General features: G+C 70.8%; 14 protein-coding genes. 5 read left to right on the top strand and 9 right to left on the bottom strand.

Annotated elements, in window-relative coordinates; translation table 11 throughout:
* Positions 1-11: 11 nt before the first annotated feature.
* A complete protein-coding gene (locus tag ACYVAG_RS05740; RefSeq protein WP_460767735.1) occupies positions 12-671 on the top strand; it encodes a response regulator transcription factor in 660 nt (219 codons plus the stop codon).
* A gap of 111 nt (positions 672-782) precedes the next feature.
* On the top strand, positions 783-1,016 hold the full coding sequence (locus ACYVAG_RS05735) for a hypothetical protein (RefSeq protein WP_460767732.1): 234 nt from the start codon (positions 783-785) through the stop codon (positions 1,014-1,016).
* Positions 1,017-1,681: 665 nt separating this feature from the next.
* Here ACYVAG_RS05735 and coaD read toward each other — a convergent pair.
* Together coaD and rsmD are read right to left on the bottom strand one after the other, a co-directional pair.
* Positions 1,682-2,164 carry a pantetheine-phosphate adenylyltransferase gene (gene coaD / locus ACYVAG_RS05730; RefSeq protein WP_460767729.1) on the bottom strand — a complete coding sequence of 161 codons (483 nt, stop codon included), beginning with the start codon at positions 2,162-2,164 and terminating at the stop codon, positions 1,682-1,684.
* Positions 2,161-2,784 (bottom strand): 16S rRNA (guanine(966)-N(2))-methyltransferase RsmD, encoded by a 624-nt coding sequence (gene rsmD, locus ACYVAG_RS05725; protein WP_460767726.1) that lies wholly within the window; start codon positions 2,782-2,784, stop codon positions 2,161-2,163. Before rsmD ends, coaD begins: the two co-directional genes overlap by 4 nt.
* Positions 2,785-2,876: 92 nt before the next feature.
* Between rsmD and ACYVAG_RS05720 the strand changes: the two genes are divergently transcribed.
* A complete protein-coding gene (locus ACYVAG_RS05720; RefSeq protein ID WP_460767723.1) occupies positions 2,877-3,314 on the top strand; it encodes a pyridoxamine 5'-phosphate oxidase family protein in 438 nt (145 codons plus the stop codon).
* Between the two features lie 69 nt (positions 3,315-3,383).
* Positions 3,384-4,163, top strand: coding sequence for an NAD-dependent epimerase/dehydratase family protein (locus ACYVAG_RS05715; protein ID WP_460767720.1), 780 nt, complete (start codon positions 3,384-3,386; stop codon positions 4,161-4,163).
* 20 nt (positions 4,164-4,183) lie between these two features.
* Here the strand turns inward: ACYVAG_RS05715 and ACYVAG_RS05710 are convergent, their stop codons facing one another.
* The 3 genes from ACYVAG_RS05710 to ACYVAG_RS05700 form a co-directional block, all read right to left on the bottom strand.
* Positions 4,184-6,397 carry an ATP-dependent DNA helicase RecG gene (locus ACYVAG_RS05710; RefSeq protein WP_460767717.1) on the bottom strand — a complete coding sequence of 738 codons (2,214 nt, stop codon included), beginning with the start codon at positions 6,395-6,397 and terminating at the stop codon, positions 4,184-4,186.
* Positions 6,398-6,708: 311 nt separating this feature from the next.
* The gene (gene rpmB / locus ACYVAG_RS05705) at positions 6,709-6,894 is read right to left on the bottom strand and encodes a 50S ribosomal protein L28 (protein ID WP_460767714.1); all 186 of its coding nucleotides are present in this window, start codon (positions 6,892-6,894) and stop codon (positions 6,709-6,711) included.
* 173 nt (positions 6,895-7,067) lie between these two features.
* Entirely contained in the window at positions 7,068-8,753 is a 1,686-nt protein-coding gene (locus ACYVAG_RS05700; protein WP_460767711.1) for a ribonuclease J, read from the bottom strand.
* Positions 8,754-8,845: 92 nt separating this feature from the next.
* Between ACYVAG_RS05700 and ACYVAG_RS05695 the strand changes: the two genes are divergently transcribed.
* Complete coding sequence (locus ACYVAG_RS05695; RefSeq protein WP_460767708.1) at positions 8,846-9,409, top strand: GNAT family N-acetyltransferase; 564 nt, start codon at positions 8,846-8,848, stop codon at positions 9,407-9,409.
* Between the two features lie 22 nt (positions 9,410-9,431).
* Here ACYVAG_RS05695 and ACYVAG_RS05690 read toward each other — a convergent pair whose 3' ends face one another.
* The 4 genes from ACYVAG_RS05690 to ACYVAG_RS05675 all read right to left on the bottom strand — a co-directional run bounded on the left by ACYVAG_RS05690 (position 9,432) and on the right by ACYVAG_RS05675 (position 13,530).
* Positions 9,432-10,151, bottom strand: coding sequence for an LmeA family phospholipid-binding protein (locus tag ACYVAG_RS05690; RefSeq protein ID WP_460767705.1), 720 nt, complete (start codon positions 10,149-10,151; stop codon positions 9,432-9,434).
* A complete protein-coding gene (gene dapB, locus ACYVAG_RS05685) occupies positions 10,148-10,888 on the bottom strand; it encodes a 4-hydroxy-tetrahydrodipicolinate reductase (protein ID WP_460767702.1) in 741 nt (246 codons plus the stop codon). Before dapB ends, ACYVAG_RS05690 begins: the two co-directional genes overlap by 4 nt.
* 78 nt (positions 10,889-10,966) lie before the next feature.
* Positions 10,967-12,196: an NAD(P)/FAD-dependent oxidoreductase gene (locus ACYVAG_RS05680; protein WP_460767699.1), complete on the bottom strand. Its 1,230-nt coding sequence runs from the start codon at positions 12,194-12,196 to the stop codon at positions 10,967-10,969.
* A gap of 2 nt (positions 12,197-12,198) precedes the next feature.
* A complete protein-coding gene (locus ACYVAG_RS05675; protein ID WP_460767696.1) occupies positions 12,199-13,530 on the bottom strand; it encodes a M16 family metallopeptidase in 1,332 nt (443 codons plus the stop codon).

Below are 13,530 nucleotides of genomic sequence, written 5' to 3'. Positions count from 1 at the left end.
GAGGTCCCGACGTGTCATCGACGATCCTGATCATCGAGGACGAGGCGGCGATCGCCGCCTTCATCGCCAAGGGACTGGCCCGGGATGGCATGCGCGCCACCGTGGCGGGAACAGGGGCGAAAGCCATCGAGATCGCCACCACGGACCCCCACGACCTGGCCGTCCTCGACCTGGGACTCCCCGACATGGACGGCTTCGCCGTCCTGGCGCGCCTTCGTGAGGCGGTGCCCCAGATGCCGGTGATCATCCTCACCGCGCGCTCGTCGGTTCCCGACACGGTGGCAGGGCTCCAGGGCGGCGCCGACGACTACATGGCCAAGCCGTTCGGCGTCGAGGAGCTGGTGGCCCGCATCAGGCTGCGGTTGCGTCAGGACTCGCCCCGCGACCGGCTCGTCCTCACCCACGGAACGCTCTCGCTGGACGTGCGTACGCGCAGGGCGACCGTCGACGGCCGACAGGTCGAGTTGACGTCCCGCGAGTTCGCGCTCGCCGAGACCTTCCTGCGCAACGCCGGCACCGTGTTGAGCCGCGAACAACTGTTGTCGGAGGTCTGGGGCTACGACTTCGACCCGGGGTCCAACGTGGTGGAGGTCTATATGCGCTATCTCCGCAAGAAGCTCGGCGCGGAGCGGTTCGTCACCGTGCGCGGCATGGGCTATCGGCTGGCCTGACAGACATCTCAGGACCTGGGGCGAGGACCCCCGGGTCGGCACTTGTCGGGGTCGTTGCCCCAACCGTGGTCATGGTCGTCCGGGTTCTCCACACAGGGTGTGGGGCTGGGCGTGGGCCTCGGAGTCGGCGTCGCGCTGGGCGTGGGCCTCGGAGTCGGCGTCGCGCTGGGCGTGGGCCTCGGAGTCGGCGTCGCGCTGGGGGGCGGTGTCGGCATCGGCGTCGCGCTGGGAGTGGGCTTCGGAGTCGGTGTCACGCGGGGGGGCGTGGTCGCCGGCGCCGGAGGCACCGGCTTCTGCGTGACGGGCTTCCCCGGGACAGGAACAGGTCGCTCGGTCCGGACGTGATCCGGACGCGATGGACGGTCGGTCGGCCTGCCGGGCCCCCTGGTCGGTGCGGGTCGACGCGGCTGGTTGGTCGGGCGAGACGCACCGTCGCCACCGGAGGCCGCCGGCGGGTTGTCATCGGCGCGCGTCCGAGTGCTCTCTGTCGACCGAGGGTCCCCATCCGACCCTCCCCCGTCCTGGGTCGCAGGCTGCGATGGGGGCCCCTGGTCGGGGACCCCGACGTTCGCGGGCGACTCAGTCGTCTGGCTGGCCGAGGGGCTCGGGTCAACGCCCGGCACCGGGGTCGCGGCCGGAGGAAGTGGGGGCACAGGATCCGTCGCGGGTGCAGCCACGGGAGTGGAACTCCACCGCGGCGCTTGGGGACGGACGACTCGCGGGTCGTGGGTCGGGGCCACGGCCGCGCTCACCCCGGGCACCGCCTGGACCGGCGCGCCCAACTCGACAGGATTCCGTTGGAGAGCGGACAACGAACTCATCGTGAGCACCGCGGCCGTCGACACGGCGGCGGCGCCCACAGCGGCCGTCGTCATGTGTCGGGTGGCCATGCCGGTCCTCACGCTCGGAGTCAACTTAGAGGACCATTATGCCGCGCGCGGGGGCCCGATCTGCCCGGGATCGGCCCGAACTCGTGAGAAATGTCCAATACTGCGCTCCGCAGGTGGCGATCAGCCACGGCCTTGTGCCGCGCGCTCGCGGATGCGCTCGGCCACCATGGCCGGCACGAACTCGCGCACGTCCCCCCCGAGCGCCGCGACCTCGCGCACCAGCGTACTCGACACATAGGACCACTGGGCGGCGGTCGGGAGGAGGATGGTCTCGATGCCGGTGAGTTTACGGTTCATCTGGGCCATCTGAAGCTCGTAGTCGAAATCGGACGCGAACCGCAGACCCTTGACGATCGCCTCGATGTCGTTCTCGCGGCAGAAGTCGACCAGGAGTCCCGAGATCGGGGTGACCTCGACGTTGCCCATCTCGGCCACGGCATCGGTCAGCATCTCGACCCGCTCGTCCGGCTGGAACAGGCCGTTCTTCGCCATGTTGCGCCCCACCCCGACCACCACGGCATCGAACAGGACGGACGCCCTCCCGATGATGTCGAGGTGTCCGTGGGTGACGGGGTCGAACGAGCCGGGGCAGATCGCCTTCATGAGGTCATCCCTTCAGTGCGGTCGTCGGGGGTGTCAGGCTCACCCGGCTGGGCGAAATGGAGCGTGGTCTCACCGTAGCGCCGCTCCCAGCGTTCGCCCAGGACGTCGGGCCACCGGGGAGATGCGCTGCGCCGGGAACGCTCCACCACCACCAGGCCGTGCTCGGCCAGCCAGCCGCGGCCCACCAGGTCGGCGACGACGTCGTCGACCACCTCCGAGGCGACGTCGTAGGGCGGGTCGGCCCACACGATGTCGAAGCCGCCCGCCGGGCTCGTCGCCAGGAAGGTCTCGACCTTCGCGGCATGGACCGCGGCGTCCAGGCCGAGTGCCTGGGCATTGGCCCGTGCGAGGTCGGCGGTCCGCCGGTCGGCCTCCACCAGCCCCACGGGTCCCGCGCCCCGGCTGGCAGCCTCGAGGCCCACCGCGCCGGAGCCCGCGTACAGGTCGAGGAAGGAGAAGCTCTCCAGGGCCAGGTCCGGGCTGCGGTCTGGGCCGTCCGCCCAGGCGACGAGTGCGGAGAAGAGGGCCTCGCGTACGCGGTCGGTCGTGGGTCGGGTCTGCTGGTGGGCCGGCATGGTGAGGCGTCGCCCCCGTGCCCGGCCGGCGATGATGCGGCTCATGGGGTGACCACGCTATCCGACGCGTCGCGATGTGGCGCATCACTCACCCTGTGGGGGGTGACGTGGGCCGACCGGCTTCCCACGATGGACCCATGAGCGACCACGGATCCACCAGCGACCAGAGCCCCGTGACCCGCCTCGACGACGCGGAGAGCTGGGAACTGCTCCGGTCGGAGCGGGTGGGTCGCCTGGCCACCAGCATCGACCGTCAACCGGAGATCTTCCCGGTCAACTTCGTCGTCGACGGTGACGACATCGTGTTCCGCACGGCCCAGGGGTCGAAGCTGTTCGAGGTCGTCGCCAACGACCACGTCGCCTTCGAGGTGGACCGCTGGGACGAGGGCGAGTCGGGGTGGTCGGTCGTCTGCACCGGTCGCGCCGCACGGGTCGAGTCGCAGGCCGACGCCGACCATTGCGACACCCTCGGGCTGCGTCCCTGGGTGGCGAAGGTGAAGACCACCTACGTGCGCATCCACGTGACCCGGATCAGCGGTCGCCGCTTCGTGTTCGGCGACGAGCCAGAGCTCTGACGCCCTGGCGACACGGCCGAATCGACGCCCGCCCCCACGCGCCGGAGGCCGGTCCCGGAGAATGGGGTCATGACGAATCCCCGACGACGCATTCTCATCACCGGCGCCACCGGCGGCATCGGGCTGGTCCTGGCCGACCGCCTCGCCGACGACTACGAGGTGGTCCAGCACGGGCGCACGCCCCGCACCGACGAACAGGAACGTGTTCTGCGCCGCGCGGACCTCACGGACCGCGACGAGGTCGGCGAGCTGATGGACGGCGTCGATACAGTGCTCCACCTGGCCGGCTCGGCATCGCCCGAGTCGTCGTGGGAGGACGTCCTCGAGGCCAACATCATCGGCTACCGCAATGTGCTCGACGCGGCGCGGGAGGCGGGCGTACGCCGGGTCGTGTTCGCCTCCTCCAACCACGCCATGGGCATGTATGACCGCTATGAGGAGTGGCCGGTCTATGCGTCCCAGCCGACCCGTCCCGACTCGCTCTATGGCGTGTCGAAGGTGTTCGGCGAGGCGATCGGCCGGTTCTACCACGACGAGTTCGGCATCGACGTGATCTCGCTGCGCATCGGCTGGATGACCAAGGACCCGCTGGAGGCCGACCAGGACGTGCTTCGGGCGATGTGGCTGAGCGAGGACGACACCGAGCGCGTGTTCCGCTGCGCGATCGAGGCCGAGACGACGTATGGCGTCTACTACGCGATCTCGGACAACCCCAACCGGCGCTGGGACCTCACCAACACGATGTTGGAACTCGGCTATCGGCCCCAGGACTCGTGGACCGACCTCGAGCCCGAGGAGGTCGTCGAGGGCGGCGAGGACACGCCCGACGACTGGCCGCGAGGCTCCTGAACCGGGGGCTGGTGGCTGGCTCAGCCGCGTTCGAGCCACTCCCCCGCAGCCAGTTCCTCGACCTGGGCGACGGCGTCGGCCACGCCCGGGTGGGCCAGGTCGGGGTCGGCGGTCGCCCACCGCTCGGCCAGGGTGCGGCACTCCTCGATGATCGCGGCGTGCTCCAGCACGCGCAGCAGTCGCAGGCTCGACCGGCCACCCGACTGGGAGGCCCCCAGCACGTTGCCCTCGCGGCGTTGCGCGAGGTCGGCCTCGGCGAGCGCGAACCCGTCGCGCGTACGCGCCACCGCGGCGAGCCGCTCGGCGGCCAGTGAGTCATCCGGCGCCTTGGTGAGGAGCAGGCAGACGCCGGGGTGGGCACCGCGGCCGATGCGGCCGCGGAGCTGGTGGAGTTGGGAGACCCCGAACCGGTCGCCGTCGCAGATCACCATGACCGAGGCGTTGGGGACGTCGACGCCGACCTCGACGACGGTCGTCGCAACGATCACGTCCAGGTCACCCGCGGCGAAGCGTCGCATCACGGCGTCCTTCTCATCGGTCGCGAGCTGGCCGTGGAGCATCGCGACGCGGAGGTCGGCCAGCGGTCCGCCGGGCTCGCTGAGCTCGGCGTACAGCTCGGTGACGTTGCGCGGCACGATCTTCTCGGTCTTCTCGTCGGACGCGTGGACCGACTCGGCCGATCGGTCGTTGGGCGTGATCTGGGGGGCGACCACGAACGCCTGGCGGCCCTCGGCGACCTCTTCGCGGATGCGCTGCCAGGCGCGGTCGACCCACCCGGGGTGGAGGTTCTCGTCGACGACGGTGGTCGACACGGTGCTGCGCCCGGCGGGGACCTCGGTGAGCGTCGACACCTCCAGGTCGCCGAAGACGGTGATGGCGACTGTCCGCGGGATCGGGGTCGCGGTCATGACGAGGACGTGGGGCCGCTGGGCGGCCTTGTCGTTGAGGGCGGCGCGCTGCTCGACGCCGAAGCGGTGCTGCTCGTCGATGACGACGAGCCCGAGGTCGGCGAACTGGACCCGGTCGGCGAGGAGGGCGTGGGTGCCGATGACGATGCCGGCCTCTCCGGTCGCGATCTTGAGCATCGCGGTCTTCTTCTCGGCGGCCGACTGGGAGCCGGACAACAGGATGACGTCGGTCCCGCCGGTGACCAGACCCCCGTGGCCCAGGCTGCCGAGTTGGCCCGTGATGGTCTGGAAGTGCTGGCGCGCGAGCACCTCGGTGGGTGCGAGCAGGGCGGCCTGTCCCCCGGCGTCGACGACGGCGAGCATCGCGCGGAGGGCGACCAGCGTCTTGCCGGAGCCGACCTCGCCCTGCAGGAGCCGCTGCATCGGGTGGGTCTGGGCCAGTCCGGCGAAGATCTCGTCGCTCACGGCCCGCTGTCCTTCGGTGAGGGTGAACGGCAGTGCCTCGTCGAACTTCGCGAGGATGCCGTCGCCGGTCGCGCGCCGCGGGGTGGCGGGGACGAGGCGCGCGGCCGCACGGCGATAGGCCATGGCGGCCTGGATGGCGAAGGCCTCGTCGAACAGGAGGCGCTCGTGGCCGAGCTCGGCGCGCTCCACGGTGTCGGGGTTGTGGACCGCGTCGATCGCCTCGGCGAGGCCGAGCACCCCGGCCTCGCGGACGATGTCGTCGGGCAGGGGCTCGGGCAGTTCGCCCAGGCCCTCGCGTACGAAGTCGAGGGTCTCGACGATCGACCACGTGGGCATCCTGGAGGTCGCCGGATAGATGCCGATGAGACCGGAGCGAGACGCGAGCCGCGCCATCTTCTGGTTCTCCTTCGAACCGGCCGTGATGGCGCCGGTCTCGTCGAACATCACGAACGCGGGATGGGTCAGCTGGAGGAGGCCGTTGAACTTCCCCACCTTGCCGACGAACAGGCCACGGTCACCCTCGCGCAGTTTCGACGACCAATAGCCGATCAACCCAGACTTGCCGAAGAACGTCAGCCGCATGCGGGCCGTGCCGTCGGAGACCGTCACCTCCAGCCGCAGGCGGGGCTTGACGCCCTTGACCTCGGCCTTGGTGATGGTCGAGATCACGGCGGCGTCCTCGCCCACCACGAGGTCACGCAGGCTCGAGTCCTCGGCGCCGCGCAGGTAGCGCCGCGGCACGTGACGCACGAGGTCGCCCACCGTCGCGAGTCGCAACGAGGCCAGGTCCTTGGCCGTGCGGTCGCCCACGACCTCGACCAGGGGCTGGTTCAACGTCTGGTACGCCGGGGTCCGCCACATGGGCAGCAGCCTAGCGATTCGGGCTGCGCCCTTGCCCACTTGCGGGCTGCGCCCTTGCCCACCTTGTGGGCTGCGCCCTTGCCCAACTTGCGGGCTGCGCCCTTGCCCAACTTGTGCACCCCGCTGCGCGAGTTGCGTCGACACGCCGGGTGAAAAACGCAATCCGTGCACTCGGGTGCACAAGTTGGGCACTCCGGCGAAGCCGGACCGCACACGAAAAAGCCCCCGCGGCGGGACTGGAACCAGTCCGCAGCGGGGGGCTTCGACGACCGAGCCGGAGGCAGCGCCTCCAGCCAGTCAGCGCTGAGGTGTCAGCGCGAGACCTTGCCGGCCTTGAGGCACGACGTGCACACATTCATGCGCTTCGAGGTGCCACCCATGAGGGTCTTGACGCGCTGGATGTTGGGGTTCCAGCGACGCTTGGTCTTCTTCTTGGACCAGGGCACGTTGTGGCCGAAGCCCGGGCCCTTGGCGCAAACGTCACATACGGCAGCCACTGGAGCTCTCCTCGTTCATGCTGCCCACGGTGAGCAGACTTGGTCGATCCACCGGGGTGGATGATGTTCGGGATGGGGTACGCCGGGCCGGGGCCCGAGCGACAACCGCTCTAGCGTAGCCGAGGCCACGCGTACGGACCAAATCACACGGGTGTCCCGCCGACAGGCCGACCTCAGGTCGTGACGACGACCGGAACGATCATGGGACGGCGGCGATGGACCTTGTTCACCCAGCGGCCGATGCGCCGGCGGATGACCTGCTGGAGGCGGTGGGAGTCGTCGACACCCTCCTGCATCGCCTCGACGAGCGCACGCTCGATCTCGGGGCGGATCTGGTCGAACACGGTCTCGTCCTCGAGGAAGCCGCGGGCGTGGATGTCGGGGCCACTGACCACCTGGCCCGAGTGGGGGTTGATCACGACGACGACCGAGATGAAGCCCTCCTCACCGAGGATGCGGCGATCCGTCAGCGACGTCTCCGACACATCGCCCACCGACGACCCGTCGACGAAGATGTAGCCCGCGTCGATCTTGCCGACGACCGACACGTTGCCCTTCGCGAGGTCGACGACCTCGCCGTCCTCGACGACCACGGTGTGGTCGATGCCCACACCGGTCGAGACCGCGAGGTCACGGTTGGCGATGAGGTGGCGCACCTCGCCGTGGACCGGCATCACGTTGCGCGGCCGCACGATGTTGTAGCAATAGAGCAGCTCGCCCGCCGAGGCGTGGCCCGAGACGTGCACGAGCGCGTTGCCCTTGTGGACCACGCGCGCCCCGAGCCTCGACAGACCGTTGATCACCCGATAGACCGAGTTCTCGTTGCCGGGGATGAGCGACGACGCCAGCAGCACCGTGTCGCCCGGCTCCAACGCGATGACCGGGTGCTCGTGGTTGGCGATGCGCGCCAGCGCGGACAGCGGCTCGCCCTGTGACCCGGTCGAGATGATGACGACCTTCGACGGGTCGTGCTTCTCGATGTCCTTGAGGTCGATCAGGGTGTTGCCCGGCACCTTCAGATAGCCGAGGTCGCGGGCGATGCCCATGTTGCGGACCATCGAGCGGCCCACATAGACGACCTTCCGACCGTGCTTGACCGCGGTGTCCATGACCTGCTGGACGCGGTGGACGTGGGAGGCGAAGCAGGCGACGATCAGCCGCTTCTCGGAGGTCGCGAAGACCCGCTCCATGGCCGGGGTGATGTCCTTCTCGGGCGTGGTGAAGCCCGGCACCTCGGAGTTGGTCGAGTCGGTCATGAACAGGTCGACGCCCTCCTCGCCCAGCTTGGCGAAGCGGCGGAGGTCGGTGATGCGGCCGTCGAGCGGCAGCTGGTCCATCTTGAAGTCGCCGGTGTGCAGCACGTTGCCGGCGGCGGTGCGCGCGAAGACGGCCAGCGCGTCGGGGATGGAGTGGTTGACGGCGACGAACTCGAGCTCGAACTCCGGCAGCTTCACCAGGGAGTCGTGGTCGACGACGCGCAGGTCGCAGTCACGCAGCCGGTGTTCGCGCAGCTTCTCGCGCAGCAGCGCCAGCGTCAGCTCCGACCCGATGACCGGGATGTCGCGCCGCATGCGCAGCAGATAGGGGGCAGCGCCGATGTGGTCCTCGTGGCCGTGGGTGAGCACGAGGCCCACCACGTCGTCGAGGCGGTCAGCGATGGCGTCCAGCCCCGGGAGGATGAGGTCGACGCCCGGATGGGTGTCCTCGGGGAACAGCACGCCGCAGTCGATCAGCAGGATCTTGCCGTTGACCTCGAGGGCCGCCATGTTGCGGCCGACGTCGCCCAGACCACCCAACGGGATGACGCGCAGGGTGTCGGGTTTGAGCTTGGGCGGGGTTCGCAGGCCGGTCGGAGACATGCCCTTCAGGCTAGCGGATCGCGGCCGGGAAGCCCGCCCCGCCGAGACCCGCGTGCGCCGTCACCCGCCTCCCGATGGCCTAGGGTGCAGGGGTGAGCGACGACGTGCAGACCCCCGGAACCTCCACCCCCGATTCCGTACGCCTGGCCCTGCCCCGCGAGGCCGCCGACATCGCGGGACTCCAGCGCCGTTCGTGGGCCGACGAGCTGGGCGGCGTCGGCGGCGCGTTGCTCGACAACCTGGCGCTCGACGAGATGGTGGGCGCCTGGCACGAGGCCATCACCCGTCCCCCGCTGGCGGCCTGCCGCGTGCTCGTCTGCGTCGAACAGGACAAGGTCGTCGGCTTCGCCACGACACTGCCGAGCGACGACCCCGACGCCACGCCGGGCCAGGACGGCCTCATCTCGGAGTTCATCATCGACCCGACGGCACGCGGTCGCGGCCATGGCTCGCGCCTGCTGAACGCCTGCGTCGACACCCTGCGCGCCGACGGGTTCTCGCGCGCCGCCCTCTGGCTGCGGTCGACCGACGACGCGACGCGCGAGTTCGTCACGTCGTCCGGCTGGGCGACCGACGGCTCCCACCGCGAGATCGGCACCGAGGACGACGGCACCCGCATCAAGCAGGTACGCCTGCACAGCGACATCAGCGCCTGACGGACAGGCCCGCCCCCCGGCTTCAGCCGACGAGCTTCACGTCCTTGCCGGTCAGTTGGAGGTCGAGCCCGTCGGCCGACGCGGTCGCCCCGGTCGCCCGAAGGCCCAGCGGCAGGTTCAGCGGGGTCGGGCGTACGACGTCGTTCATCACCAGGCGCACGATCGAGTCCGGCACCTTCTGACCCGCGAGCTCGGCGCGCGGCTGGGCGAAGGTGAACGTCTGGCGCGCCGGGTCGATGGACGGCACGCCGCTGACGGTGATGCGGATCGTCTGCCCATAGACCCGCTGCGACGCGTCCAGCAACACGCGGTCACCCCCGCCGTGGCGGATCGGCAGCTTCACCAGGCGGGCCGTCTCGTCCCACGCGAGCTGGACGGTGCCGTCGAGCCCGGTCGCGGTCACCTTCTGGAACTGCTGGGCGGTCACGACGTCGGTGAGCCTCAGGCGCACGCGGCGCAGCGCGAGCGACTGGCCGCCGTCGGCGAGCACCACGCCGTCCCCGGCCACGTTGACCTCACCGAAGCGATTCGCCGCCACCTGGGTGAGGAACGGGAAACCCTCGATCGCGACCTTCGGGTCGCTCGCCATGGCGAGCTGCGTACGCAGCCGCGCGGCCACTTCCTTCTCCGCGTACGCGTCCGCGGCGCGGTCGGCGCCGAACAGCAGGGCGGCCAGCAGCGCGCCGACGAGCAGGAACGCCAGGGGGCCGCAGCCGCCGCGTCGCCTGTTCCGTGCGCTCACTCGAGGCCCAGGATCGACTCGATCCCCTGGGTCAGGCCGGGGCGGTCGCCGACCGCGCGTACGGCGGCGATGACACCGGGCATGAAGGAGATGCGGTCGAAGGAGTCGTGACGCAGGGTGAGGGTCTCGCCGTCGGTGCCGAACAGCACCTCCTGGTGGGCGACCATGCCCTGGAGGCGCACGGCGTGGACGGGAATGCCGTCGATCCGGGCGCCGCGGGCGCCGTCGACCTCGTGCTCGGTGGCGTCGGGCAGGGCGCCCAGCCCGGCCGCGGAGCGGGCTTCAGCGATCTGTCGGGCGGTCGTCGTCGCCGTGCCCGAGGGGGCGTCGGCCTTGTTCGGGTGGTGGAGCTCGATGATCTCGACGGACTCGAAGAAGCGGGCGCCACGGCGGGCGAGGTCCATCATCAGGATGGCGCCGATGGAGAAGTTCGCGGCGATGATCACGCCGACCTCGGGCTTCTCGGCAAGCCAACCCCGAACCTCCTCGAGGCGCTCGTCGGTCCAGCCCGTCGTGCCGACCACGCAGTGGATGCCGCGCTCGACGCACCACCGGACGTTGTCCATCACGGCCGACGGATGGGTGAAGTCGACGACGACCTGGGCCCGGGCGGCCTCGTCGCGGGGGTCTCCGTGGTCGATGCCGGCGAGCAGCGTCAGCCCCTCGGCGCGGCCGACGGCGCGGCAGACCTCCGCGCCCATCTTCCCGTTGGCTCCGAACACTGCGACGTCGATCATGGTTCCTCTTCCTGGCGGCGGTCGTGGGACGGCGGTCGAGACCCAGCGTAGTGCGGGCGTCCCAGCGCAGATCGCGGGCTACCGGGCCAGCTTTTTCAGGTTGACCGTCGGGTCAGCGAGCTGGGCGGGGTCCACCACGAGCCCCCGGTCGATGATGCGGCGCGCTGCACGTACGCCCACACCGCCGTCGATCGCGGCCGCGCCGAGCATCCGCCCGTCGGGGGCGAGATGGAACGCCATCTGGGGCATTCCCTCGACCGCCCGCACCACTGACCGCCCGGCGCCCGCCATCGACCCGACCGCCTCCAGGTGGACGCCGTGGCGGTCCGACCAGAACCAGGGCGCTGTGGGCGCTGGGGGCGACTCCCCCACCAGCCACGCTGCTGCGGCCTGGGCCTCGTGCATCGCCGACTCCCAGTGCTCGTGGCGACGGAGCAGGTTGCCGTTGGGCAGCTGCGTACGGGCGGAGTCGCCGACGGCGAGGACGGCCGGGTTGGCCGTGCGCTGGTGCGCGTCCACGAGGATGCCGTTGTCCACATCCAGCGCCGCCGACTGGGCCAGACCCTCCTCGGCATCGATGCCGATCGCGACCAGCACCGTGTCGGCGTCCACGACCCGACCCCCGGCGTCGGCCCCGCCGTCGATCTCGAGGCGGTACGCGTCACCCCGAGCCTCGATCCGCGACGTCGTGCCCGTGATCGTGGTGACGCCGGCTGCCGTGTGCATGGTCTGCAGGCGTGAGGCGAGCTCGGGCCCGACGACCGGAACCAGTGGCACCGGCACGGGGTCGATGAGCGTGACCGCCAAGCCCTGAGACACGGCGGTGGAGGCGACCTCGGCGCCGATGAGCCCCGCGCCGATGATGGCCAGGGTTCCGCCAGCCACGAGCCGCTCCCGGAGTCGGTCGGCGTCACTCCGCGTGCGCAGGACCAGGACCCCGGGCAGGTCACCCCCGGGGATGGACAGGCGCCGCGGCAGGCCGCCGGTGGCCAGCACGACCGCGTCGGCGATCACCCTGCGCCCGCTGTCGAGCAGCACGGCGGATTCGTTCGCCACAAGGCGATCGGCGCGATCGGTCACGATCGTCACGGCGGCCTCGTCGAACCAGGAGGGCGCGCAGAGCGCCAGCTGGTCCGAGGTGTACGCGCCGCTCAGGTAGTGCTTGCTCAGCGGGGGTCGGTCGTAGGGAAGACCTTCCGGATCGATGAGGTCGATGCGGCCCGCGAAGCCCCGCGCCCGCAGCTCCCGTGCGGTCGTGAAGCCCGCGACACCCCCGCCCACGACGGCCACCGACTCTGGGACGGTCATGATCAGCCCAGCCAGCGCGACACGAGCGTCTGCAGCCGGCTCCGGTTCGCCTGAGCGCCGACGACGGCCAGCACGGGAGGCCTGGAGAGCAGCTCGGCGGCGACCTGCTGCACCTCGGCCTCGTCGACCCGTGCATACCGCTCGAGGATGTCGCTGATCGTGCGCGCGTCGCCGATCAGCTCCGACGTGCCCAGGCGCGACATCCGTGCGTTGGGGCCCTCATAGCCCAGCATCATCTGGCCCCGCATCTGGCCCTGCGCCCGGGCCAGCTCCACCGGCGTGATGCCGTGCTCGATCACGTCGCCCACGGTGGCACGGACCACGTCGGCGATGGCGGGGACCCGGTCGGCCGCGCTCCCCCACTCGATCGTGAACGTGCCGGCGTCGGCGTACGCGGCCTCGCCCGCCTCGATCGCGTAGGTGAGCGCGCGGCGCTCGCGGACCTCGACGAACAGGCGCGAGCTCATGCCGCCGCCGAGCACGAGCGCGAGCACGTTCAGCGCATAGCGGCGCTCGTCGAACTCGCCCGGCGCCGCGAAGACGCCGGGGCTCGCGAAGGCGAGGACGGCGTTGGAGTGCTCGAGCGGGCGCCTGTGGACCAGGACGCCGGGATCGCCGGCCTTCACGCGCGCCACGGGCGTACGCGGGGTCGTCCCCCGTTTCGCGAGCCGCTCGTCGAACGGGCGCAGCTGGTCGACCAGCCACTCGTGGTCGACGTGGCCGGCGGCGGCCACCACGATCGACCCGGCTCCGTAGTGACGCCGCCAGTAGGACGCCACCTGGTCGCGGTCCAGCCCGCGGATCGAGGCTTCGGTGCCGATGACGTTGCGTGCGAGCGACGAGCCGGCGAAGAGCCGGGACGAGACGAGCTCGTGGGCGACCTCGATCGCGTCGTCGTTGTGCATGGCGATCTCGTCGAGGATCACGTCGCGCTCGGCCTCGAGGTCGGTGCGGCGGATGACCGATTCGGCGAGCATGTCGACGATGACGTCGACCGCGACGCCGGCGTTGTCGGCCAGCACCTTGGCATAGAAGCAGGTGTGCTCCTTGGCCGTGTAGGCGTTGATGTCGCCGCCGACCTCCTCGATGGCCGCGGAGATCTGCTCGGGCGTACGCCGCCGTGTGCCCTTGAACAGGACGTGCTCGAGGAAGTGGGAGGCGCCGTGCAGGTGGGCCGACTCGTGGCGCGAGCCGGTGGCCACGAAGAAGCCGAGGCTGAACGTGTGGGACCCCGGCATGTCCTCGCTGACGACGCGCAGACCGCCCGGCAACACAGTGCGGCGGGTCTCCCCTCCGATGTATCGCCGGGCGGTCTGTGCAGTGCGGTCAGGCAA

The organism is Mariniluteicoccus flavus (genome assembly GCF_054776655.1).
Note: the sequence above shows the minus strand (reverse complement) of the source record. Positions and strands in the feature narration are given on the sequence as shown.

Coding starts and splice junctions, on each gene's coding strand:
- coaD (WP_460767729.1), bottom strand. CDS start 2,164: ATGAAGGCGATCTGCCCCGGCTCGTTCGACCCCGTCACCCACGGACAC.
- rsmD (WP_460767726.1), bottom strand. CDS start 2,784: ATGAGCCGCATCATCGCCGGCCGGGCACGGGGGCGACGCCTCACCATG.
- ACYVAG_RS05720 (WP_460767723.1), top strand. CDS start 2,877: ATGAGCGACCACGGATCCACCAGCGACCAGAGCCCCGTGACCCGCCTC.
- ACYVAG_RS05715 (WP_460767720.1), top strand. CDS start 3,384: ATGACGAATCCCCGACGACGCATTCTCATCACCGGCGCCACCGGCGGC.
- ACYVAG_RS05710 (WP_460767717.1), bottom strand. CDS start 6,397: ATGTGGCGGACCCCGGCGTACCAGACGTTGAACCAGCCCCTGGTCGAG.
- ACYVAG_RS05700 (WP_460767711.1), bottom strand. CDS start 8,753: ATGTCTCCGACCGGCCTGCGAACCCCGCCCAAGCTCAAACCCGACACC.
- dapB (WP_460767702.1), bottom strand. CDS start 10,888: ATGATCGACGTCGCAGTGTTCGGAGCCAACGGGAAGATGGGCGCGGAG.
- ACYVAG_RS05680 (WP_460767699.1), bottom strand. CDS start 12,196: ATGACCGTCCCAGAGTCGGTGGCCGTCGTGGGCGGGGGTGTCGCGGGC.